Here is a 21,286-nt window from a genome sequence, read left to right as displayed (position 1 = left end):
TTCTGGTCGCAGTATTCTCCGAATTATTGGGCGATTTTTTGACCAATATCCGGAAGACATCTCGGGGATGTTTTTCAGCCTCTGTTGTTATTCTGGTGTAGAATTCCCGCCCGCTCGAATTAATGCGCCCTTGCCGCAGGGATCACTCTCTGCCTTTGCCTGGCGCATTGTTTCTGCACTATATCCTGCGCAGATTATTTTTTCGTTAAGAAAACGTCGTTTTTTCTATATCGGTCAATTTGTTAACGGTTGTTTAAGGGTTTCTTCGGAAGTGAAGCTTAGATTAATGTGCCGAGTCAACAAAAAATTGCAAATACCGTAAACAAAACAGCTATTTTGGCCTAAATGAGCCCGATTTGGTCAAATCTGGATCCCGTGATCCCGGGCAAAGGCTATGAGTTTGCCCCTCAGACTGTGATCCGGACGACTCAGGAGACCGTCGAGATAGGATTTAAGCTGGCCCAGATCAAGGCTGCGGATCATCATTTTCACGGGCCCGACTGAGGCTGGCGCAATGGACAGGCGGGTAAAGCCAATCCCCAACATGGCCATCGCCGCCAACGGCTTGCCGCCCAGCTCTCCGCACAGCGTCACCGGCACTTTATATTCTGCGCATTTGTCAACAATAAATTTCAGCATGCTGAGCGCCGCCGGGGAGAGCGGATCATACCGGTCCGCCAATTTCGGGTTTTCCCGGTCACAGGCAAAGAAAAACTGCATCAGGTCATTGCTGCCTACAGACACAAAATCCACCAGCGGCAGCAGGTTGTCCAGTTGCCACAGCAATGATGGCACTTCCAGCATGGTGCCGACCTTGATTTCCGTCGGCCCCTTTTTGTTGAATTTGTCGAGCCAGTCCAGTTCCCGCTGCAGGATGGCCCGCGCCTGCTGAAACTCGCTGACATCGGCGATCATCGGAAACATGACATAAAAAACCTTGCCGGCTGTCGCCTGCAACAGGGCCCTGAGCTGATAGCGCAACAGCGCCGGACGGTCGAGGGAAATACGCATGGCCCGCCAGCCCAGCGCCGGGTTGGCTTCTTCATCCCGCTTCAGGAAAGACACCGGTTTGTCGCCGCCAATATCCAGTGTACGGAACACCACGGGCTTGTCGGCGGCTGATTCAAGAATGGAACGATAGAATTCCGCCTGAATATCCACTTTGGGCATGGTGGCACTGACCATGAATTGGAATTCCGTGCGGAACAGCCCTACGCCCAACGCGCCGGTGCGCTCCAGCCCGTCCATATCCACCGACAGGCCCGCATTGATAAACAGATCAATTTCAATCCCGTCCCGGGTCACCGCCGGTTTGTCCCGCAAGGCTTCGTAGCTGGCCAGAAGCTCCGCCCGGGCGCGGATATTTTCTTGATAGCTGGCCAGGATCTCTGGCTGGGGGGAGAAATAAACCACCCCGTCCACGCCATCGACAATGACCTGCTCACCCTCCTCCACATGGAGCATGGCCTGTTCCACCTGACCAACCATGGGAATGCCCAGAGCCCGGGCCACAATCGCCACATGGGCTGTGGGGCTGCCCTGCTGCAGAATCACAGCCTGCAGTTTTTCCCGGTCATAATCCAGAAGTTCGGCCGGCCCCATATTCTGCGCCACAACAATGGCATTATCCGGTAACGCCGCGCCGGCCGCCGTACCCACCTTGCCCATCAAATGCCGGATCAGCCGATTGGCCAGATCATCCAGATCGCTCAGCCGCTCTCTCAGATATGGGTCCCGGGTTTGCTGCATCCGGCTGCGATTTTCCATCTGCACCCGTTCCACCGCCGCTTCTGCCGTCAGCCCCGATTCAATGGCATCCGTGATTTTTTCCTGCCACCCCCGGTCCCGGGCAAATAGCTTGTAAACATCGAGGATTTCCCGGTGTTCTCCGTGATGACGAAAATCCTCCGCCGACATCATGGAATCGATTTCCTGCTCCAGGTCCTGAAGCGCCTTTTTAAGACGTTTCTTTTCCTTTTCCGGATCCTCGGAAATATGGTGGATCACCTCAACCCGGGGTTCATGCAGCACAGCCACCCCTTCTGCGAGGCCTTCGGAAAACACCACCCCTTCAAACCGCGGCGTTGCCGCCCGTTCCAGGGTGCCTTCGGGTTGCTCATAAGGATCAAACAGTTCGCCGCTGGCCACCAGTTCGGCCAGCACCATGGCCACGGTTTGCAGAACCTCCACTTCCTCTTCGGTATATTGCCGCCGGGCCCGGTTCTGAATCACCAGAACCCCCGCCACCCGGCCAGCCCTGAGGATTGGCACCCCCAGAAAGGAATGATAGGCTTCCTCGCCAGTTTCCTGCCGATAGACAAATTTAGGGTGATTCTGGGCGTCTGTCAGGCTCAGTGGCGTGCCTGTACTCGCCACATGCCCCACCAGCCCCTCGCCAACGCGCAGACGGGTCCTGTGAATGGCCGAGGTTTTCAGGCCTTCGGTGGCAAACAGTTCAAGAATTTCGCCGCCCCGCAAAAAATAGGCGGAACACACCTCGGCCACCATGTTCGCCGCAATCAGACGCACCACCTGGTTCAGGCGGTCCTCGGCGGAACCGGTCCCGGCCATGATCTTATGTAATCGCCTCAATAAAAGGCGCGGTGCACTGCTTACAGGGGTCATATCCCCTCCTTTATCTGCCCGAAGCGCCACAAACCTTTTTCAAGGTCCAGCGGTCACTCCGCTGTTACAGGGTGGAACATCGCAGGCGGAACGTTACCGGGGCGACACCATCGCAAGAAAACAAGGCTATTCCCCGCCTGTTTACCGATCAAGATGCGCCGCCGCCTGTTCCACCAGTTCCTGTATAATCTCCCGTACCGGCTGTATCTTGGAAACCATGCCGACACTCTGGCCGGCCATCAGGGAACCATTTTCCACATCCCCCTCAATCACGGCCTTGCGCAGCGCCCCGGCCCAGAAATGTTCAATGGCCAGCTGCGCCTCCTTCAGGTCGATCTCCCCAGCCTGATATTTATTTATCACATCACGCTGGGTTTGCATAAATCTCTCAGAGGCTTCGTTTTTCAGGGCCCGGACCGGTATAACCGGAAACCGTGGGTCCAGCTGGATCGAAGCCACCGCATCCCGGGCGCTGCTTTTGAGGAAGGCCTTTTTGAAATTTTCATGGGCGATACATTCCTCGGCACAGACAAACCGGGTGCCAAGCTGGGCCCCGGACGCCCCCATTTCAAGATAGCCGGCAATCGCCTCGCCCCGGCCAATGCCCCCGGCCACAAACACCGGCACCTCTGAAATATGCGGCAGAATTTCCTGGGCCAGGATAGAGGTGGACACCGGGCCAATATGACCGCCAGCTTCCGATCCTTCAATCACCAGGGCATCAACCCCGGAACGCAGCAGTTTTTTGGCCAACACCAGCGCCGGCGCAAAACAGATCACTCGGGCTCCACCATCCTTCAGTTTCTGAATGGCGCCTCCAGGCGGAATGCCCCCCGCCAGAACCACATGGCCCATGCCATGATCCAGAACCACATCCACCAACGCCTCCAGTTCCGGATGCATAGTAATCAGGTTCACCCCGAACGGCTTGTCGGTCATGGTCTTGGTGGCGGCGATCTCCTGATCCAGAAGATCCGGTGTCATGCTGCCACAGGCGATCACACCAAATCCGCCGGCATTGGACAGGGCCGAAACCAGATGACGTTCTGAGACCCAGCTCATGGCGCCGCCCAGTATAGCATATTCCGTGCCCAGGAATTCGCATCCCCGGCGCCAGAGCTGCTCCAGGCGTTTATATCCGTTCTGCCTCATGCCATCTTCCCCTTCCTGGTCCGTTCCGGTCGACATCTGTCGGCCTTATTCGCTGTCCAGGCCGTAAGCCGTATGCAATGCCCGAACGGCCAGTTCGGTATATTGAGAATCGATCAGTACGCTGATCTTGATTTCAGAGGTGGAAATCACCTGGATGTTGATGCCCTTCTCCGCCAAGGTCTGGAACATGGTGGCGGCGACCCCGGCATGGGACCGCATGCCGACCCCGATCACGGAAATTTTAACGACATTCTTGTCCGAAATCAGCCGGTCGAACTGCACCTTGCGAGAATTTTCCAGAATATCCGTGGCTTTTTCCACATCGCCCTTGGGAACGGTAAAGGTGATGTCGGTTTTCAGCCCGTCCTCGGATTCATTCTGAATGATCATATCCACATTGATATTGCCTTCGGCAAGCGGGCCAAAGACATCCCCAGCAATCCCCGGCGTGTTGGCAACGCCCACAAGGGTGATTCTTGCTTCGTTATTGGCATAGGCAATGCCGCTGACTACTTGTTTTTCCACGATTTCATCCTCATCAACAACCAATGTCCCGGGGGCGTCGGTAAAACTTGACAGCACCTGAACCCGCACCCCATGGTTCATGGCCATGGCCACGGAACGGGTTTGCAGCACCTTGGCGCCCAGCGAGGCCATTTCCAGCATTTCCTCATAAGTGATTTTATCCAGCTTGCGCGCTTTCGGCACAATCCGCGGATCGGTGGTAAACACCCCTTCCACATCCGTATAAATATCACACCGGTCCGCCTCCAGCGCCGCCGCAAGAGCCACGGCCGAAGTATCCGAGCCGCCCCGCCCCAGCGTGGAAATCCGGTTGTCATCGGCGATTCCCTGAAATCCGGCCATGACACAGACCACGCCTTCCTTAAGCCGTTCGCGCATGCGGGTGGTATCAATTTCCTTAATACGGGCAGCGCCATGCACGTTATCGGTGCGAAACGGCACCTGCCAGCCCAGCCAGGACCGGGCAGACACCCCCATATTCTGCAACGTCAGCGCCAGAAGCCCGGAGGTAATCTGTTCTCCGGCAGCCACCACCGTATCATATTCGCGGGCGTCATGCAGTGGCGAGGCCTCTTCCACCCATTTGACCAGCTGATCCGTCGTTCCGGCCATGGCGGACACCACAACAGCAACCTGATGACCGGAATCAACCTCTTTCTTGACGCGGGCGGCGACGTTCCGGATCCGATCCAGGTCGGCCACGGAGGTTCCGCCAAATTTCATCACTATTCTTGACATTCCAAAAACCCGGGTTAGCCCCCTTGGTTATCATTTTATAATTTTGGGGGTCTTTTGACAAAAAACCGCGCTATACATATACGCGTCTATTCGCTTGAAGCAAGGATTGAGTTGAGTATAGTGTATATTTAGTGGTTTTTTTCGCGCTAATTGCTTGAGATATTTCATGCCCCGACACCAGAAGACAGGCCCGGACTTTCCGGCGGACTCTCCCCACCCCCCCAAGAACCGGCCGCAAGCGCGGACCGGCCCAAATCAGTTGATCCTGAAGAAGTTGCCAATTTTTCGGCTTTGGCCGCCACCTGGTGGGACCCCAACGGCCCCTTCAAGCCGCTGCATAAGCTCAACCCGACCCGCATCACTTTCATCAAAAACGCCTTGTGCACCCATTTCGGACGGGATGTTATGGCCCCGGATGCGCTTAAGGGCCTGCGTATTCTGGATATCGGATGTGGCGGGGGGCTGCTGTGTGAACCGCTGACACGCCTTGGCGCTGAAATGGTGGGAGCAGACGCCTCCGAAAAAAACATTCACACGGCCGCCACCCATGCAATGCAAATGGGGCTGGACATTGATTATCGCGCCACCACCGCCGAAGAACTGGCCGCCAAGGGGGAAAAATTCGACGCCATTCTGAATATGGAAGTGATCGAACATGTGGCCGACATTCCCTCCTTTCTGGACGCTTGCCACAGCCTGTTGCGGGACGGCGGCGGCATGACGCTTTCCACCCTCAACCGCACCACCAAATCCTGGCTGATGGCCATTGCCGGCGCGGAATATGTGTTACGCTGGCTGCCCAGAGGCACCCATGACTGGAAAAAATTCCTGCGCCCTTCCGAACTCAGCCGCGCCCTGCGTCAAAGCGGGTTCGAGGTGAAGGATATCAAAGGCATGGTTTATCATCCCCTGACGGGACGCTGGTCCCTCAGCGACCATGACTTTTCCGTCAACTATGTGGCTTTTGCCACCAGGGACTGAGCCTCATGGCCGATCCCGACAAAATCGCTTTGCAAGCGCCCCGCCTCGCCCGCACAGCCCGTCTGTGGACCCCGGCCGGCACCGCTGTTGTTCAGCGCGAGGTAGCCTGCGAAATTCCTGTGGCGCTGGAATATAATTGTATCAGCCATGCCGTTATGATGATCACCCCCCGGGATATTGAGGATTTCGCCTATGGATTCAGCCTGACCGAAGGGGTTATTGACGGGCCGAGGGACATTCTGGATCTGAAACTGAACAAAAGCCCGGCCGGGCTGGTCGCGGCACTGGAAATCACGCCGCGCTGTTTTGCCCGCCTGAACCGAATCCGGCGGCAGATGAGTGGGCGGTCCGGCTGCGGATTGTGCGGCATTGAGCGTCTGGAGTATATAACCCGTCCCCTTCCGCCTCTCTCCTCACCCATAAAAATTTCTCCCGCCGTGATCCATGCTGCCATGCGCCACCTTGACGCCCATCAGCCATTGAACCGGCAAACCGGGGCGGTTCACGCCGCCGCGTTTTGTGATCGGGACGGCCAAATCCTTGCCGCCCGCGAAGATGTGGGCCGCCATAATGCGCTGGACAAGCTGATCGGGCACATGCTGCGCCAGAATATGAACCCCGCAGCGGGATTTGCCCTGATCACCAGCCGATGCAGTTTTGAAATGGTTCAGAAAGCAGCCTGTTTCGGCATCCCGGTTCTGGCGGCCATTTCAGCGCCCACCGCACTGGCACTATCCCTGGCCGAAGAGACGGGGTTGACGGTCCTGACCCTGGTGCGCAAGGACAGTATGGACATCCACACCGACAGCGGCCGGCGCCTGCTATAGGGCACGGTTCTGTCAGCAGGGCTTGATCCAGCGGGCGGCCTGGTCCAGGTCCGTCCGGGTATTGACATTGAGGAACGGGTCCGGGGTGCCGGAAAAAACAACCCGGGAAAAATCATGACGCGCCACCCAGTCCAGCATTTTTCGTCCCCCCGCCGCCCGATAAGCTTGCAAATCCGTCAGAAGGTCCCGGTGCCACAGCCCACAGACCGGATGCAACCGGTCCCCCGAAGACGGCAAAGCCAACCGGGTTTGCCGGCGGTGCATCTCCTCCAGAAGTCGTCTGATATAATTTTTTGGCAAAAACGGCACGTCACAGGCGAAAGTAGCCACCACATGGTCCCCCTCGCGCCAAGCCAGCCGCAACGCCGCTTCAAGCCCGGCCAGCGGGCCTTGCCCGCTTCCCTCACCGTCCTTAAGCAGCGGCAGGCCCAGCGCCCGGATTTCCGGTACGGAACGGTTTACGTTAAGATACAGCCGGCGCACCTGGGGGCGGACCCGCTCAATGATGTGGCCGATCATCGGCGCTGTCCCAAGCGGCAGGAGAAACTTGTCCTGCCCGCCCATGCGGCGGGACTGGCCGCCAGCGAGGATAACCCCCAATGGTTTTTCCCGGTGGATCATCGGATCAGCCTAACGGAAAATGATGGCAAAGACCAGCAGGGCCCGCCGGGCCTCAACTGTCCAGCTTGGTGCCCCCCGGCACGGGGAAAATTTCAATGCCCTCGTCCAGAAGTTCCTGGGTTTCCTCCAGTGTGGCTTCCCCATAAATACCACGCTCTTCCGCTTCCCCGTAATGGATCTTGCGGGCCTCCTCGGCAAAATCCGCCCCGACATTCTCACAGGTTTCCTGAATATATTTGCGGTATTTCGCCATGGTTTCATACATGTGTTCCATGGCCCGCTTGACATCCTCGGCAGACACCTCGGGCCCTTGGGGCACATTGGCGCTGGCGGCTACATGATAACTTTTCCGTTGCAACATGGACTCCGGTCCCGCCGGAGCACGCGTCTCCTCCTTGCGGTTACTTTTGACCGCAATATTGGGCGCCATCACGGACTTGCCGATCTGCGTATTGCCGCAGTGCGGGCACACGATCTGCCGTGCCGCCGCCTGCGCCTCATAGGCTTCGCTGTTCTTGAACCAGGCTTCAAAAACGTGATTTTCAGCACATTTCAGATCAAACACTATCATTTTTCATATCCACTTCGTTACTGGGCCCCACAAAGTCCCGGTCATGATGCAGGGACGGAATGCGTGTGCGGGCCTTGGAGACGTCGGCAAGATCAATATCCGCCACCACCACCCCGGGATCCGTGCCGCCATCCGCAATCACCGTGCCCCAGGGATCGACAATCAGGGAATGGCCATAGGTTTGCCGCTCCATAACATGCGTGCCGGTCTGGGCCGGCGCAAACACAAAACAACCGGTTTCAATGGCCCTGGCCCTGAGCAGCACATGCCAGTGGGCCGCACCAGTAAGACGGGTAAAGGCGGCGGGGACAGATAACATAACTGCCCCGCCCTGCGCAAGTTTTCGGTAAAGATGCGCAAACCGCAGATCGTAACAGATGCTTAGCCCCAGCTCCCCCCACGGTGTCCCGGCCAGCACCGCCTGCCGGCCCGGCGCATAGGATCGGGATTCGCGATATTGTTCGCCACCAGGCAAATCGACGTCGAACATATGAATTTTGTCATAACGCGCCACCATCTTTCCTTCCGGACTGAAAAAAAAGCTCCGGTTCGCCACCTTGTCGCCCGCCTTTCCATTATCTGCCCTCACAGGATCCGCCAGAACCGGTATGGACCCGATCAACAGCCACAGACCCAATTCCTGAGCTAGGGCGGCAAAATGGGCGATGGCGGGCTCCTGAGCTTCGGGCGCCACCTTGTCAAGCAAGGCCCGGCGGCTGTGTTCCAGAAGGGTGGTGCATTCCGGCGTCAGGACCAGATCAGCCCCCTGATCCGCCGCCTCGCGGATCAGCGCCGTGGCCATGGCCAGATTTTCCGCCACCACATTGGTGGAAGTCATCTGAACCAGTCCTACGCGAAAAGAAGAAGTCACAGTGCGGTGTTTCCTTTATGCCAGCAGAGCGTCCAGTTTGCCAGCCCGTTCCAGGGCAAACAGATCGTCACAGCCGCCCACATGGGTCTCGCCAATGAAGATCTGCGGCACAGTGGTCCGTCCCCCCGCTTTTTCAATCATGATCGGCCGCTGGTCGGGACGATCACCAATATCAATTTCCTCAAAATCCTGCCCCTTGTTTTTCAGCAGATTCTTGGCACGCATGCAATATGGGCATAACAGTTTGGTATAAATGGTAATTTTGCTCATCCTAAGGCTCACTCCAAAACTCGTTTCCCCACTATATAGGCGTTTTTACACCATATTCAACGGGGATGGGCCTATACAGCAGGCGTAGGCTGTACAACCCGACACAGGGTCAGCCCATCCACCCGTTGCGCCCCGGCCTTTTTTAACACGGCCGCGCAGGCTTCCAGCGTGGCCCCGGTGGTGAAGACATCATCAATCAGCAAAACGGCCTTTTCCGCCACCGCCTCCCGGGCCGAAGCCTTTAGTATAAACGCCCCCCTGACATTGCGGACCCGGGCCGCCAGATTGCCCTGCTGGGGCGGGGTGTGGCGCCGGCGGCGCACCAGGAGCGGATCGTGGGGCACACCGCTTTTGCGGGAGAGCATAGCTGAAAGCAACGCGGCCTGGTTATAGCGGCGTTTTCTGAGACGACGCGGATGCAGGGGAACGGGCAAAATCAGGTCACAATCCGCAAGCAACGCTCCCCCGGCCTGCCACAGGAGGTCGGCAAAATAGGGAGCATAATCCGTCCGATCGCCATGTTTGAACGCCAACACCAGCGGCCGGCTTGCCGCATCGTAGCGGAGCGCACTTCTGGCCCGGTCGAACCGGCGGGGCCGACTTTGGCACACCCCGCACAAGATCATCTGCGTTCTTCCATCATGGCGCAGATCGAACGGATATCCGCAACAGGCACAACAGGGGTCGGTAAGGAAGTCAAGGCGGCCCCAACAGACCGCACACAGCCGGGCCGCCTCCTGCACCAGACCCCCGCAAGCCAGACACCGCGGCGGCAACACCAGATCCAGCAGCCGGCCTCCCACTGTGCCGGGCAGCATATGCACCGGGGCCAGGGAAAACGGGAAGGTCTGCAACAGATTTTTCAGAAAATTCATCGACATCCCCCCCTTTTCATCGGCCGCGATCCATGCCATAACTGCTTCATAGGCTGGAAAAATCCGGCGCCGGCGCAAACCGCCCCCACATATAGAATCCCACAGGCAGAATCCGCCAGACAGAATATGAGTGCAGGAAAAGTATGACAGAGACCGCCGCCCCAGAAAACCCCCTTTCCCCCCGCAGCGCGCAGATTTTTGACCGCCGTCAGGTGCGCCGTCACCGGGACCGGGCAGCGGCGATTTTCGACAAGCATGATTTTCTGTTCCGCGAAGTGGCCGACCGGCTGTATGACAAGCTTCTGGATGTGAACCGGTCCTTTGAACGTATGCTGGATCTTGGTTGCCACAGGGGGGAGCTTGCGGCCCTGTTGAACCAGAAAAACCCCGACCTCCTCATTCAGCAGGATCTTTCCCTGGCCATGCTTGCGGCCCATGCCGCGCAGAGCCCCGGGCAGGCCCCAACACAAGCCCCAACACAGGCCCCAAAACGGGACACCGCCGCATGGCGGGTGCAAGGGGATGAGGAATTTCTGCCCTATCGTGCCCAGAGTCTGGACCTGATCACCAGTAATCTGTCGCTGCACTGGGTCAATGATCTGCCGGGCACGCTGCTTCAGATCCGTCAGGCACTGCGGCCCGATGGACTGTTCCTGGCGGCCCTGTTCGGTGGGGAGACGCTCACTGAATTGCGTCAGGCCATGTTCCAGGCGGAGCTGAACATGGACCGCGGGGCAAGTCCGCATGTCTCGCCGTTTGTAGACGTGCGCGAGGCAGGCACCCTTTTGCAGCGGGCCGGTTTTGCGCTGCCGGTGGTGGATACGGACCGCATCACCGTTACCTACAAGGACGCCTTGGCGCTGATGATGGAACTGCGCGGCATGGGAGAAACCAATGCGCTTGTCAAGGGCTATAAGGGGTTGAGTTCAGCGGAAATGATGATGGAAATGAACCGGGTGTACCGCAACATGTTCAGCGACGAACGAGGGCGGATCACCGTCACTTTTGAGGTGTTGTATCTGCTGGGTTGGGCGCCCCATGAAAGCCAGCCGAAACCCCTGAAACCCGGCAGCGCCAAAATGCGCCTGGCCGATGCGCTGGGGGTCAAGGAACACAGCGCCGGCGAAAAGGCGGGCAAGTGACATCCCGCACTTAGAGTGAATTGTGATTAGAGTGATTCACTCTGGTGGGGGCAGGCCCCATGAGGGGCCTGCTGCCAGAGGTACCAAGCCTTGGACTCCTGCTCCCGACCTCACATCACATTAAGCCGGGCTTCCAGCTTGATCGGGCGGGAAATGTTGAAATAGTTGGGGGAGGTTTGCTGAACCGCCTCATGGATCTGGCGGAAATCCTTCTCAGAACCGGCGGGAAGAAGACCGGAGCCAATACAAGGCCATCGCCGACCGGTATGGTCTGAGCCTTATCACCAGAACGGGTAAATCCCGGGTTCAGATGGCGTCCGGCTGATTTTCCGGCTGGGCCCGGATGAAGGCGTCCTGCCGGTTGCAATGATCGGCGATGCGGCGGATCCGGGGGAATGCCTCCAGGGAGCAGTTGAAACGGCGCGCATTATAGACCTGCGGCACCAGGCACACATCCGCAAAGGTGGGGTGATCGCCGTAACAGAAACGCTGCGCCCCGCCCTGAACCAGAAGGGCTTCAAACGCCTGGAATCCTTCCATAATCCAATGATGATACCAAGCAGTTTTCTGACCTTCGCTGGCCCCCAAGGTATTTTTGATATATTTCAGCACCCTGAGATTGTTCAGCGGATGAATGTCACAGGCCACAATATTCGCCATCTGGCGTACCCGCGCCCGTCCCGCCGCATCCCGGGGCAAGAGCGGCACTTGCGGGTAGGCTTCTTCCAGATATTCCAGCATGGCCATGGATTGACCCAGGGTCAGGTCGCCGTCGGTAAGCGCCGGCACAAAGCCCTGGGCGTTCACCTTGTGGTACGCCTCAGCTTTATGCTCCCCTTTGAGCAGATTGACAGCAACCTGCTCATACTCCAGCCCCTTGAGATTGAGTGCAATCCGCAACCGATAGGCGGCGGACGAGCGGAAATAGCCGTAAAGTTTCATGCCCTGTCTCCTGTTCTGCGGATGAAGCTTGCCTCCGGTGCCTCCCGCCTCATGTCAACCATGCCCCTTAACGGGGCGGATGATATTGTTTCACCTTCTGGTCAATGCGGCCAAAGATGCTTTTCCCGTCTTTATCAAGCATGTCGATTTCAATCCGGTCGCCGAACTTCATAAACGGGGTTTTCGGTTTGCCCTCGGCAATGGTTTCCAGACAACGCACTTCCGCCAGGCAGCAGGACCCGTCCTTCGACCCCCGGTTAGACACCGTCCCGGACCCCACCACGGTCCCGGCCATAAGCGAGCGGGACTTGGCGATATGTGAAATCAACCGTCCGAAATCAAAAGTCATGTCCACCCCGGCATTGGGCGCGCCGATTTTGGTGCCGTTGAGAATGGCATGAAGCGGCAGATGCACCTTGCCGTCTTTCCACGCCTCCCCCAGTTCATCCGGTGTCGCCACCACCGGCGCAAAGGCGGTCCAGGGCTTGGACTGGTAGAAACCGAACTGTTTGGCCAATTCCGCCGGGATCAGGTTCCGGAGCGAAACATCATTAAGAATGGTGATCAGCTTGATATGGTCCAGCCCCTGTTCCGGGGTGATGCCCGCCGGCACATCATCGGTGATCACCGCCACCTCGGCCTCGAAATCAATGCCCCAGTCCTCGCTTTCCACCTCAATATCATCATGGGGCCCGATAAAGGCGTCTGACGCGCCCATATAGACCAGCGGATCTTCCCAGAAACTTTCCGGCAGTTCCGCCCCGCGGGCCTTGCGGACCAGTTCCACATGGGTGACATAGGCCGAGCCATCGGCCCAGTGATAAGCCCGCGGCAGTGGTGCCGCGCATTTGGTGGGATCGAAATCAAACGCCACATCGTCCAGCTTGCCGGCCTGAAGATCCTCATAAATGGCCTGCAGTTTTGGAGACAGCTCCGCCCAGTTATCCAACGCCTGCTGCATGGTCTGGGCCACGGCGTCGGCGGAGACCGCCTTGGTCAGATCCCGATTGACAACAATCAGTTTGCCGTCCCGTCCGGCTTTCAAAGACGCAAGTTTCATCAATATCTTCCTTCGATTTTATAGGTTGAATGGATCACCGGCTAGTCTTTCGGTTTCCAGCTGTTTACATAGTCGTTGTTTTCCACGCGTTCCGCTGCCGCGCCGATATCCAGCGCATCGCGGCTGTCGATCATCACGGCAATCTCGTCCGTTTCCTTCAGCGCCGCCTTTTTCCCGGCCTCGAACGCCTTGGGATGGGGGCCGTGGGTAAACCCGAAAGGATGATAGGTAATCATGCCTTCCTCGATATTATCGCGGCTGAAAAAATTGCCCCGGTGATAGAAGATCACTTCGTCATAATCATCATTATTATGATAAAATGGCACCTTCAGCGCGCCGGGGTCGCTTTCGATGGGCCGCGGCGCAAAAGTGCAGACCACAAACCGGCCCGCCACAAAGGTGGTATGGGCGCTGGGCGGCAGGTGATAGCGGTGACTCATCAGCGGGCGGATGTCGCGGACATTGACCCGCACTACGCTCAGATCCCCTTTCCAGCCCACCGCATCCAGCGGGTTGAAGGGATAGGTGATGGTGCTGAGCTGCTGACGCGCCTTGACCACCACACGCCAGTTCTCATTGTCGCTCCTTTGCGTTTCGAAGGCATCGTCCAGGGCCGGTATATCCAGCATCGCCGGGTCGAAAATGGCATGCGGCCCCACCAGCCCCTTGTCCGGCAGCTGATAATGGCTGCCCGTCGCCTCAACCATCAGCAGTTCCGTTTTTTGCGCAGGCGCCAGACGCCACATGCAGCCCCGCGGGATCACAATATAATCGCCGGCCTCATAAGCCAAATGTCCGAAATCACAATACAAATCCCCCTGACCATGATGCACAAACAACAGATCATCCCCATCGGCATTACGCACCAGATGATCCATGTCCCGGTCCGTTTTCCAGATTCTGAGACGCAGATGGGCATTGCCCAGAAGTTGCTCGGCATCCCACGGCGAGCCCCCGAACTCGCTCAGCAGATTGGTATCAAAGGCGTGCGGCCTGAGCGGCCCCTGAAAATCGCTCCATCCGGTGGGAATGTGCGTGTGATAAAAATGCGCCGCCGGACCAAAGAAACCTTCCTTGCCCATTTCACGCTCATAAGTGCCGTCCGGCAGATCCACATGCGCCTGGCGGGAGTGCCTGCCCGCCCGGTGCGGAAAAGAAATCCATTTTTTCATACCCTGTCCTTCTCTTTTAATCCCGGTTGACCCAAGCCAGTTCTGGTTTATCTAGGCGTCGGAAGCCCTGTAAGCAGAGCCCAAAAACTTGCTGCCTGCGCCGTTAAAGAATGTTAGGTTTTAGCGCGCCCTGAAACAGAAGTTATTATAGTTGCATTTGTAACTTTATCAAGGAATAATGGTGCCGTACTTGGAAACCCGTTAACAAAGAAGCTTGAAAAGCATGTCTGAAAGCCCAAAAAAACATCTGCTTCTGGAAGAATTTCTCCCCTACAGGCTGTCATATCTGTCCAATATGATTGGCCGGCGGCTGGCAAATATTTATGCCAAACAGTTTAAAATCTCGCCCTCGGAATGGAAAGTGATGGCGCTATTGAACCGTTTTCCGAATATTTCCGCGGCGGAAGTGGCGGAACGGACCGCACTGGATAAGGTGGCCGTCAGCCGGGCGGTCAACAGCCTTCTGGACAAGGGCCATGTCCGGCGCCATTACGCCGAAGAAGATCGGCGGCGGTCAATTCTTTCCCTGACCAATGAAGGCCAGGATATTTATAACCGCATCGAACCATTGGTGACCGACTATGAGCGGCTTTTGCTGAAAACGCTGAATGCCGAGGAACAGGCGCAACTGGACACGCTGATCCGGAAACTGACCCAGCATGCGGAAAAAACCGTCGGAGAATAGTCTAGAGTGAATTGAGCCAACCTATGCACAATTCACTCTAGCCTTCGCTTTCATGAATACAGCGGTGCAGAATATCGCTGTCCTGGGGAAAATATTCATCAAACAGCGTACATATGGCCCTGAGATACGGTCGCCCTGCTTCGGTGATACGATAGACATCCCCGTCCTGGCACATATAGCCGGCACAAATCAGCCGGTGCAACCCAGCCTTTTCCCGCCCGAAGTCATAAGTCACGCCCAGTTGTTTTGCCCGTGCTTCGGGATTGACTTCAAACATACACATCAGGTCCGAAATGATAGTCCGCATCAGAAGATCCCGCGGCCGCAACCCCACCCCCCGACGGGCCGCGCTGCGCCCCGCCAGAATCCGGGCCTGATAGTCTTTCATATCGGTAGTGTTCTGCACATACCCGCCAGGCAGAGAACTGATGGCCGACGCGCCAAACCCGATCAGGACCTCGGCCGGATCATTGGTGTACCCCTGGAAATTTCTTTTCAAACGACCCCTGTCCCGCGCCTCCAGCAAAGGATCCCCGGGCCGGGCAAAATGGTCCAGACCTATGGCTCTATACCCGCATTGTTCAAGCTGGGCGCTGGCCTCAGCAAACATCTGCTGGCGCAGCGCCTGATCCGGCAGGGCTTCAGTGGGAATCATGCGCTGATGTTTTTTCAGCCATGGCACATGAGCATATCCAAACAAGGCAATCCGAGAGGGGGTATAAGAGATCGATTGCATGACCGTCTCCCGAATGCTGTCCAGGGTCTGATGGGGCAGGCCATAAATCAAATCAAAATTGATTTTGCTGATTCCCACATCCTGAAACCATCCCAAGCACTCTTCGATCAGGGCGGCCGGCTGAATGCGGTTGATGGCTTTCTGGACCCTGGGATTGAAATCCTGAATGCCCATGCTGACGCGGTTGACCCCCTGTTCCGCATAGGTGCGTACCTTTTCCGCACTCAACGTGCGCGGATCAACCTCCACCGCAATTTCCGCATCAGGCAGGATATCAAATGTTTCAGAGACCACTTTCATAAGCCGCGCGAAATCCTCGGCCTTGAGAAGGGTGGGCGAGCCGCCACCAAAATGAATATGGCTGACCTTCCGGCGCGCAACCTCGTCTGAAAACAGCCGGGCCACGGCTTGCCGCAATTCTTCAATCAGCACAGACAGATATTTCTCCACCGGTCCGTAATGGTTGCTGATATGGGTATAACAACCGCAAAACCAGCATAGCTGATCGCAATAGGGAATATGGAAATAAAGGCTGAGCGGCGCCTGTTCCGGCACCTCGTCGAGCCAGCGCCGGGCCTGGTCCGCCTTCAACGGGCCAAACTGTAATGCCGTCGGATAGCTGGTATACCGCGGCAGGCGTTTGGGACGTTCCGGCTGAGAGGCGCTGTCAGAACGCCGGGGGGCTGGGGACAATTCCCGTTTTGTCCGCAGTGCTGTCATCTTTCTGGATCCTTTGTGCTATAGGGGGCCTTTTTACCGTATCCAGGCCCCGGAAACACTGATCCATATCAAAAATCAATATGACAGCATCATGACCATCCGAAGAAAACAGGACACAGCCATATGTGATGCTGTCGCCATAATTCACTCTATTTGAAAGCTTTGAACGCTATCAGGGTGAAAGTGTCCTTGATGCCGTCGATAGCGTGGACATGTTCATTGACGAACAGGCCCACATCCTCATCATCATTGAGGCGGATTTTCATGATCAGATCAAATTCTCCGGAAATGGAATAGACTTCCTCCACCTTGTCTTCAAGTGTATCCACAAGAGCCGCCGCCACGTCATAGGCTTTTCCCAGTTCACATTTGATTTTCACGAAAAAATTTTTCATTATCACCTCCACATCCCCAATCAACGGTTCATCCAATTTCAAAGTATCAGATTATGAAGTATTTCCATACCCAAATTACCGTCCGCTTCAACCATACCGATCCGGCCGGCATTGTTTTTTTTCCACGTTATTTTGAAATATTCAATGAAGTTCTGGAAAAATGGTTTGAAGGCCCGCTGGAGATGCCTTATGCCACGCTGATGCAGGAAGACCACATGACCCCGACCGTGCATGTGGATACCACTTTCCTTAAAGCCAGTCGGCTGGGCGAGAAGCTTGACGTGTTTCTGGGGGTGAAATCCCTGGGGCGCAGCCGCATTGATCTCGAAATACGCGTCCAGCATGACGGCGAAGACCGGCTGATCAACCATCATACCATTGTCTGGGCCAGCAAGGCGCAGGTCAAAGCCACCCCCATCCCCGGCGACATCCGTGCCCGGATGGAACAGTTCCTGATCCCCATGGAGGACTCCGCGTCCTGAAGCGGACAAGGCCCCCTGTGGCTAGCCTCCCTGTTCCTATCTTCGCCAGGGGCAGCATGGATTGCGGCACTGGCGCATAATAACGCTTCCTCCCCTACGGTTATCCCGGCTCCCCTACGGTCATGCCGGGCGTAGCTTGAAACGCTGGATCTTGCCGGTCTCCGTCTTGGGCAGAGTCTGCACAAATTCGATTTCCCGGGGATATTTATAGGGCGCAATGGTGTTTTTGACAAAATCCTGCAATTCCTGGATCAATACCGGCCCGGCGGAAAATCCGTCATTGAGCACCACAAACGCCTTGATGCGCTGACCGCGCGCCTCGTCCGGTACGCCAATCACGGCGCATTCCCGCACCGCCGCATGCGCCAGCAGACATTCTTCCACTTCCGGCCCGCTGATATTGTACCCAGAGGAAATAATCATATCGTCGGCGCGGGCCTGGAACCAGAAATATCCGTCTTCATCCCGGCGGTAAGCATCCCCGGTGAGATTCCAGCCATTGCGGACATAGTTTTTTTGCCGCGGATCATTGAGATAGCGACAGCCGGTCGGGCCACGCACCGCCAGCCGCCCCACCTCCCCCGGTGGCGCATCGTTCATATCGTCATCCACCACCCGCGCCTCATAACCATAAATGGCCTTGCCGGTGGCGCCGGGACGAATCTCGTCCCCCTTGGCGGAAATGAAGATATGGATCATTTCCGTCGCACCAATGCCGTTGATCAGTTTCAGACCTGTCGCCTTTTGCCACGCCTCAAAGGTGGGCAGCGGCAGATGCTCCCCCGCTGAGACACAATTCTTCAGCGAGGAAAGATCCACCCCCTCCAGATTGTCCAGCATCGCCCGGTACCCAGTCGGCGCCGTGAAACACCAGGTGGCACGATATGTTGCAATGGCCTCTAGCAGGACAGCCGGAGACGGTTTTTCCAGAAGAACCACACTCGCCCCCGCCTTCAGGGGAAATGTCACCAGGGCGCCAAGCCCGAAGGTAAAGGCTATGGGCGGGCTGCCCACAACCCGGTCATCCGGCCTCAGCCCCAAAAGTTTTTCCCCCACACAATAATTCATGGCCAGAATATCCCGGTGGAAATGCATGCAGCCCTTGGGATTGCCGGTGGTACCACTGGTGAACGCGATCAGCGCCACATCCTCGGCCGCGGTCTCCACCGTCTCAAAATCCGGCACCTGGGCAGCAACCAGACGATCGAATGCCGTCTCGGACGTGCCCAAGGCGCTGAAATATCCTGTTTGTTTCAGGGTCGGACAGGCCGCTGCCACCAGGTCCAGCTCTTCCCTGAGCCGCACATCGCATAACGCATGACTGATTTCCGCCTTGGCCAAAATCGGCTTAAGATCCCGCGCCCGGAGCAACGGCATGGTCGCCACCGCAATACCGCCGGCTTTCAGCACCCCAAACCAGGCGGCCACCATCATGGGATTGTTAAAGCCCCGTAACAAAACCCGATTGCCCGGGATCAACCCCATTTCCTCGGTCAGGCCGCGCGCGATCTGATTGGCTTTGCGGTTCAGTTCCTCGTAAGTCCAGGCCTGGTCCTCAAACAGCAGCGCAGGTTTCCAGCCCCGTCCGGCGGCAATCTGGGACTCCAGAATATCGGTCGCCGCATTCACCCGATCGGGAAAACTGTACCCCGGAAGATCCAGAAGAAAATCCGGCCACGTCTCCCGGGGCGGCAAGTTCTTGCGCGCAAAATGGTCCTGATGGGCAGTTGGATAAGACATATTTCACCTCGTTTTGTGTCTTACAACTGCCGTGAGACTGATCCGCCAAAGCCCTTAAACGACCGGCCGGAACACCTTGTTGATCTTTATATTTTCCGGCCTGTTTTTGAGTTTATTTTTCTTCTTTATACGGGGCAAGCGCCTGGCCTGCAATAATAATTTTTTGCACTTCCGAGGCTCCCTCATAAATTCGCAGCGAGCGGATTTCCCGATACAGCCGTTCCACGGTTTCGTTAAACACTACCCCCTGACCGCCGAAAATCTGTACCGCATCGTCAATGATTTTCTGCGCCGCCTCGGTGGCGAACAGCTTCGCCATGGCCGCCTCGCGCGTCACCCGTTCCGCCACCAGATCCTTGGTCCAGGCGGCCCGGTAGATCAGCAGGGCGCTGGCGTCAATATGGAGCGCCATATCGCCGATTTTAGACTGAATAATCTGCAAGTCGCTCATGGGGGCCCCAAACAGGTGCCGGCTGGTCGCCCGCTCGGAAGCTTCCAGAAGCGCCCGTTTGGCAAAGCCCATGGCCGCAGCACCCACTGTGGAGCGGAACACGTCCAGCGTGCCCATGGCATAACGAAACCCGCGTCCCTGTTCGGCAATCAGCTTGCGGCGCGGCACCCGGCAGTCCTTAAAGATCAGTTTCCCCAGGGGATGCGGCGCCGACACCTCGATCCGTTCGGCCACCTCGAACCCTGGCGTGTCCGCATCCACGATAATGGCGGAAATGCCTTTGCTGCCCGTTGTGCCTTCCTCACGAGCAAACACCACATAAAAATCGGCAATGCCGCCGTTGGAAATCCAGGTTTTGCAGCCATTCAGGACAAGATCGTCCCCGTCTCCGCGGAAAGAGGTGCTCATGGCCGCCACATCGGAACCGGCATGGGGTTCCGACAGGGCAAAGGCAGCGATCTTGCGCCCTGCCGCCACCTCAGGAAGATAGGTCTGTTTCTGATCCTCGGAACCATACAGCGAGATGGCCCCGCTGCCGAGTCCCTGCATGGCAAAGGCAAAATCCGCCAGACCGTCATAACGTCCCAGCGTTTCCCGGATCAGACACAGGCTGCGCACATCCAGCTTGCCACTCTCTGCATCCGGCACCGCATAGTTGAGCCAGCCCCCGGCAGCCAGCCGGCGCACCAGTTCCCGGCAGGTCCCGTCCACCTTATCGCGGTCATGGCTCAGTCCGGAAAGGTTGTCCCGGGCCCATCGGTCCAGATCCCGGGCGAGCGTGCGGTGACGGTCTTCAAAAAACGGCCAGTGAAGATAGGTCTGATCCAGTTTTGTCATTTTAGTCCCCTTTGAAGACGGGTTTTTCCTTGGCCACAAAAGCATCATAGGCCCGCTGGAAATCCTTGGTCTGCATGCAGATGGCTTGGGCCTGGGCTTCGGCCTCGATGGCCGCCTCCAAAGACATATCCCATTCTCTGAGCAATTGGGTTTTGGTCATCATATGCCCGAAGTTGGGGCCTTCGGCAAGTCTCCGGGCAAAGGCAATGGCTTCTTCCTCCAGAGAGTCCGCCGGGACAAGCCGGTTATAAAAACCCCATTTGTCGCCCTCCTCGGCAGTCATGACGCGCCCGGAATAAAGAAGCTCCGCCGCCCGGCCCTGACCGATCATGCGCGGCAGCAAGGCGCAGGCTCCCATGTCGCAGCCGGCAAGTCCGACGCGGGTAAACAGAAAGGCGGTTTTGGCCTCGGGCGTGGCAAAACGAATATCAGATGCCAGCGCCACCATGGCCCCGGCCCCCACACACACCCCGTCAATGGCGGAAATGATCGGCACTCCGCAGGAAATCATGGCCTTGACCAGATCGCCGGTCATGCGGGTGAATTCCAGAAGCCCCTTCATGTCCCGCTGCAACAGCGGGCCGATGATGTCATGCACATCACCGCCGGAACAGAAATTGCCGCCATTGCTGGCAAAAACCACCGCTTTGACATCCTCGGCATAAACCATACTGCGGAAGGTATCACGCAATTCCGCATAAGACTCAAAGGTGAGCGGGTTCTTCCGCTCCGGCCGGTTCAGCCGGATTACCGCCACCCCGTCCTGCATGTCCCAGATAAAATGTTGCGGTTTCAACGTCGCCATTTTCATAATTTTTTCCTTCTTGACACTTTTGGCCTGAGCTTTGATTTGGGCTTTGGTTTGGGC

The 21,286-nt window shown here is 57.1% G+C and carries 21 protein-coding genes; 5 read left to right on the top strand and 16 right to left on the bottom strand.

The features are described 5' to 3' along the window. Positions 1-360: 360 nt before the first annotated feature. From ptsP to FE788_RS00820, 3 genes are all read right to left on the bottom strand, one after another. Entirely contained in the window at positions 361-2,625 is a 2,265-nt protein-coding gene (ptsP, locus tag FE788_RS00830; protein ID WP_138378865.1) for a phosphoenolpyruvate--protein phosphotransferase, read from the bottom strand. A 141-nt stretch (positions 2,626-2,766) separates the two neighbouring features. Next, positions 2,767-3,813 (bottom strand): NAD(P)H-dependent flavin oxidoreductase, encoded by a 1,047-nt coding sequence (locus tag FE788_RS00825; protein ID WP_210414065.1) that lies wholly within the window; start codon positions 3,811-3,813, stop codon positions 2,767-2,769. 9 nt (positions 3,814-3,822) lie between these two features. Continuing rightward, the gene (locus FE788_RS00820; RefSeq protein ID WP_138378864.1) at positions 3,823-5,040 is read right to left on the bottom strand and encodes an aspartate kinase; all 1,218 of its coding nucleotides are present in this window, start codon (positions 5,038-5,040) and stop codon (positions 3,823-3,825) included. 150 nt (positions 5,041-5,190) lie between these two features. Between FE788_RS00820 and ubiG the strand changes: the two genes are divergently transcribed. Continuing rightward, on the top strand, positions 5,191-6,021 hold the full coding sequence (ubiG, locus tag FE788_RS00815) for a bifunctional 2-polyprenyl-6-hydroxyphenol methylase/3-demethylubiquinol 3-O-methyltransferase UbiG (RefSeq protein WP_210414064.1): 831 nt from the start codon (positions 5,191-5,193) through the stop codon (positions 6,019-6,021). 5 nt (positions 6,022-6,026) lie between these two features. Next, the gene (fdhD, locus tag FE788_RS00810) at positions 6,027-6,848 is read left to right on the top strand and encodes a formate dehydrogenase accessory sulfurtransferase FdhD (protein WP_138378863.1); all 822 of its coding nucleotides are present in this window, start codon (positions 6,027-6,029) and stop codon (positions 6,846-6,848) included. 12 nt (positions 6,849-6,860) lie between these two features. On the opposite strand, the gene mobA is transcribed toward fdhD, so the two are convergent. The 5 genes from mobA to FE788_RS00785 all read right to left on the bottom strand — a co-directional run bounded on the left by mobA (position 6,861) and on the right by FE788_RS00785 (position 10,056). Continuing rightward, entirely contained in the window at positions 6,861-7,469 is a 609-nt protein-coding gene (mobA, locus tag FE788_RS00805; protein WP_138378862.1) for a molybdenum cofactor guanylyltransferase MobA, read from the bottom strand. A gap of 52 nt (positions 7,470-7,521) precedes the next feature. Continuing rightward, a complete protein-coding gene (locus FE788_RS00800; protein ID WP_138378861.1) occupies positions 7,522-8,040 on the bottom strand; it encodes a DUF1178 family protein in 519 nt (172 codons plus the stop codon). Beyond that, on the bottom strand, positions 8,027-8,911 hold the full coding sequence (locus FE788_RS00795) for a carbon-nitrogen hydrolase family protein (protein ID WP_138378860.1): 885 nt from the start codon (positions 8,909-8,911) through the stop codon (positions 8,027-8,029). The genes FE788_RS00800 and FE788_RS00795 overlap by 14 nt, the downstream gene beginning before the upstream one ends. Positions 8,912-8,926: 15 nt before the next feature. Further along, a complete protein-coding gene (gene grxC, locus FE788_RS00790) occupies positions 8,927-9,181 on the bottom strand; it encodes a glutaredoxin 3 (RefSeq protein ID WP_138378859.1) in 255 nt (84 codons plus the stop codon). Positions 9,182-9,252: 71 nt separating this feature from the next. Further along, positions 9,253-10,056, bottom strand: a complete 804-nt coding sequence (locus FE788_RS00785; protein WP_210414063.1) for a ComF family protein — start codon at positions 10,054-10,056, stop codon at positions 9,253-9,255. 143 nt (positions 10,057-10,199) lie between these two features. Here FE788_RS00785 and FE788_RS00780 point away from each other — a divergent pair, with 143 nt between their 5' ends. Further along, the gene (locus FE788_RS00780) at positions 10,200-11,198 is read left to right on the top strand and encodes a methyltransferase domain-containing protein (RefSeq protein WP_138378858.1); all 999 of its coding nucleotides are present in this window, start codon (positions 10,200-10,202) and stop codon (positions 11,196-11,198) included. Between the two features lie 306 nt (positions 11,199-11,504). Here FE788_RS00780 and maiA read toward each other — a convergent pair whose 3' ends face one another. The 3 genes from maiA to FE788_RS00765 all read right to left on the bottom strand — a co-directional run bounded on the left by maiA (position 11,505) and on the right by FE788_RS00765 (position 14,372). Beyond that, a complete protein-coding gene (maiA, locus tag FE788_RS00775; protein WP_138378857.1) occupies positions 11,505-12,140 on the bottom strand; it encodes a maleylacetoacetate isomerase in 636 nt (211 codons plus the stop codon). A 67-nt stretch (positions 12,141-12,207) separates the two neighbouring features. Further along, a complete protein-coding gene (locus FE788_RS00770; RefSeq protein WP_138378856.1) occupies positions 12,208-13,200 on the bottom strand; it encodes a fumarylacetoacetate hydrolase family protein in 993 nt (330 codons plus the stop codon). A 41-nt stretch (positions 13,201-13,241) separates the two neighbouring features. Continuing rightward, entirely contained in the window at positions 13,242-14,372 is a 1,131-nt protein-coding gene (locus FE788_RS00765; RefSeq protein WP_138378855.1) for a homogentisate 1,2-dioxygenase, read from the bottom strand. A 223-nt stretch (positions 14,373-14,595) separates the two neighbouring features. Here FE788_RS00765 and FE788_RS00760 point away from each other — a divergent pair, with 223 nt between their 5' ends. After that, the gene (locus tag FE788_RS00760) at positions 14,596-15,057 is read left to right on the top strand and encodes a MarR family winged helix-turn-helix transcriptional regulator (protein ID WP_138378854.1); all 462 of its coding nucleotides are present in this window, start codon (positions 14,596-14,598) and stop codon (positions 15,055-15,057) included. 37 nt (positions 15,058-15,094) lie between these two features. Here FE788_RS00760 and hemN read toward each other — a convergent pair whose 3' ends face one another. Together hemN and FE788_RS00750 are read right to left on the bottom strand one after the other, a co-directional pair. Further along, positions 15,095-16,513: an oxygen-independent coproporphyrinogen III oxidase gene (gene hemN / locus FE788_RS00755; RefSeq protein ID WP_138378853.1), complete on the bottom strand. Its 1,419-nt coding sequence runs from the start codon at positions 16,511-16,513 to the stop codon at positions 15,095-15,097. A gap of 149 nt (positions 16,514-16,662) precedes the next feature. Then, positions 16,663-16,908 carry an Lrp/AsnC ligand binding domain-containing protein gene (locus tag FE788_RS00750; protein WP_138378852.1) on the bottom strand — a complete coding sequence of 82 codons (246 nt, stop codon included), beginning with the start codon at positions 16,906-16,908 and terminating at the stop codon, positions 16,663-16,665. Between the two features lie 53 nt (positions 16,909-16,961). On the opposite strand from FE788_RS00750, the gene FE788_RS00745 reads away from it, so the two are divergent. Further along, a complete protein-coding gene (locus tag FE788_RS00745) occupies positions 16,962-17,390 on the top strand; it encodes an acyl-CoA thioesterase (protein ID WP_138378851.1) in 429 nt (142 codons plus the stop codon). A gap of 120 nt (positions 17,391-17,510) precedes the next feature. On the opposite strand, the gene FE788_RS00740 is transcribed toward FE788_RS00745, so the two are convergent. From FE788_RS00740 to FE788_RS00730, 3 genes are all read right to left on the bottom strand, one after another. Then, positions 17,511-19,130, bottom strand: coding sequence for an AMP-binding protein (locus tag FE788_RS00740; protein WP_138378850.1), 1,620 nt, complete (start codon positions 19,128-19,130; stop codon positions 17,511-17,513). A 112-nt stretch (positions 19,131-19,242) separates the two neighbouring features. Continuing rightward, complete coding sequence (locus FE788_RS00735; RefSeq protein WP_138378849.1) at positions 19,243-20,418, bottom strand: acyl-CoA dehydrogenase family protein; 1,176 nt, start codon at positions 20,416-20,418, stop codon at positions 19,243-19,245. Position 20,419: 1 nt separating this feature from the next. Beyond that, positions 20,420-21,229, bottom strand: a complete 810-nt coding sequence (locus tag FE788_RS00730) for an enoyl-CoA hydratase family protein (RefSeq protein ID WP_210414062.1) — start codon at positions 21,227-21,229, stop codon at positions 20,420-20,422. Positions 21,230-21,286: the final 57 nt, after the last annotated feature.

This window comes from Luteithermobacter gelatinilyticus (genome assembly GCF_005849285.1).
GTDB classification, from domain to species: Bacteria; Pseudomonadota; Alphaproteobacteria; order Sphingomonadales; family Emcibacteraceae; genus Luteithermobacter; species Luteithermobacter gelatinilyticus.
Note: the sequence above shows the minus strand (reverse complement) of the source record. Positions and strands in the feature narration are given on the sequence as shown.

Excerpts from the sequence above, each read along its gene's own strand:
- ptsP (WP_138378865.1), bottom strand. The coding sequence starts at position 2,625 with ATGACCCCTGTAAGCAGTGCACCGCGCCTTTTATTGAGGCGATTACAT.
- FE788_RS00825 (WP_210414065.1), bottom strand. The coding sequence starts at position 3,813 with ATGTCGACCGGAACGGACCAGGAAGGGGAAGATGGCATGAGGCAGAAC.
- FE788_RS00820 (WP_138378864.1), bottom strand. The coding sequence starts at position 5,040 with ATGTCAAGAATAGTGATGAAATTTGGCGGAACCTCCGTGGCCGACCTG.
- fdhD (WP_138378863.1), top strand. The coding sequence starts at position 6,027 with ATGGCCGATCCCGACAAAATCGCTTTGCAAGCGCCCCGCCTCGCCCGC.
- mobA (WP_138378862.1), bottom strand. The coding sequence starts at position 7,469 with ATGATCCACCGGGAAAAACCATTGGGGGTTATCCTCGCTGGCGGCCAG.
- FE788_RS00800 (WP_138378861.1), bottom strand. The coding sequence starts at position 8,040 with ATGATAGTGTTTGATCTGAAATGTGCTGAAAATCACGTTTTTGAAGCC.
- grxC (WP_138378859.1), bottom strand. The coding sequence starts at position 9,181 with ATGAGCAAAATTACCATTTATACCAAACTGTTATGCCCATATTGCATG.
- FE788_RS00785 (WP_210414063.1), bottom strand. The coding sequence starts at position 10,056 with ATGAATTTTCTGAAAAATCTGTTGCAGACCTTCCCGTTTTCCCTGGCC.
- FE788_RS00780 (WP_138378858.1), top strand. The coding sequence starts at position 10,200 with ATGACAGAGACCGCCGCCCCAGAAAACCCCCTTTCCCCCCGCAGCGCG.
- maiA (WP_138378857.1), bottom strand. The coding sequence starts at position 12,140 with ATGAAACTTTACGGCTATTTCCGCTCGTCCGCCGCCTATCGGTTGCGG.
- FE788_RS00770 (WP_138378856.1), bottom strand. The coding sequence starts at position 13,200 with ATGAAACTTGCGTCTTTGAAAGCCGGACGGGACGGCAAACTGATTGTT.
- FE788_RS00765 (WP_138378855.1), bottom strand. The coding sequence starts at position 14,372 with ATGAAAAAATGGATTTCTTTTCCGCACCGGGCGGGCAGGCACTCCCGC.
- FE788_RS00760 (WP_138378854.1), top strand. The coding sequence starts at position 14,596 with ATGTCTGAAAGCCCAAAAAAACATCTGCTTCTGGAAGAATTTCTCCCC.
- hemN (WP_138378853.1), bottom strand. The coding sequence starts at position 16,513 with ATGACAGCACTGCGGACAAAACGGGAATTGTCCCCAGCCCCCCGGCGT.
- FE788_RS00750 (WP_138378852.1), bottom strand. The coding sequence starts at position 16,908 with ATGAAAAATTTTTTCGTGAAAATCAAATGTGAACTGGGAAAAGCCTAT.
- FE788_RS00745 (WP_138378851.1), top strand. The coding sequence starts at position 16,962 with ATGAAGTATTTCCATACCCAAATTACCGTCCGCTTCAACCATACCGAT.
- FE788_RS00740 (WP_138378850.1), bottom strand. The coding sequence starts at position 19,130 with ATGTCTTATCCAACTGCCCATCAGGACCATTTTGCGCGCAAGAACTTG.
- FE788_RS00735 (WP_138378849.1), bottom strand. The coding sequence starts at position 20,418 with ATGACAAAACTGGATCAGACCTATCTTCACTGGCCGTTTTTTGAAGAC.
- FE788_RS00730 (WP_210414062.1), bottom strand. The coding sequence starts at position 21,229 with ATGAAAATGGCGACGTTGAAACCGCAACATTTTATCTGGGACATGCAG.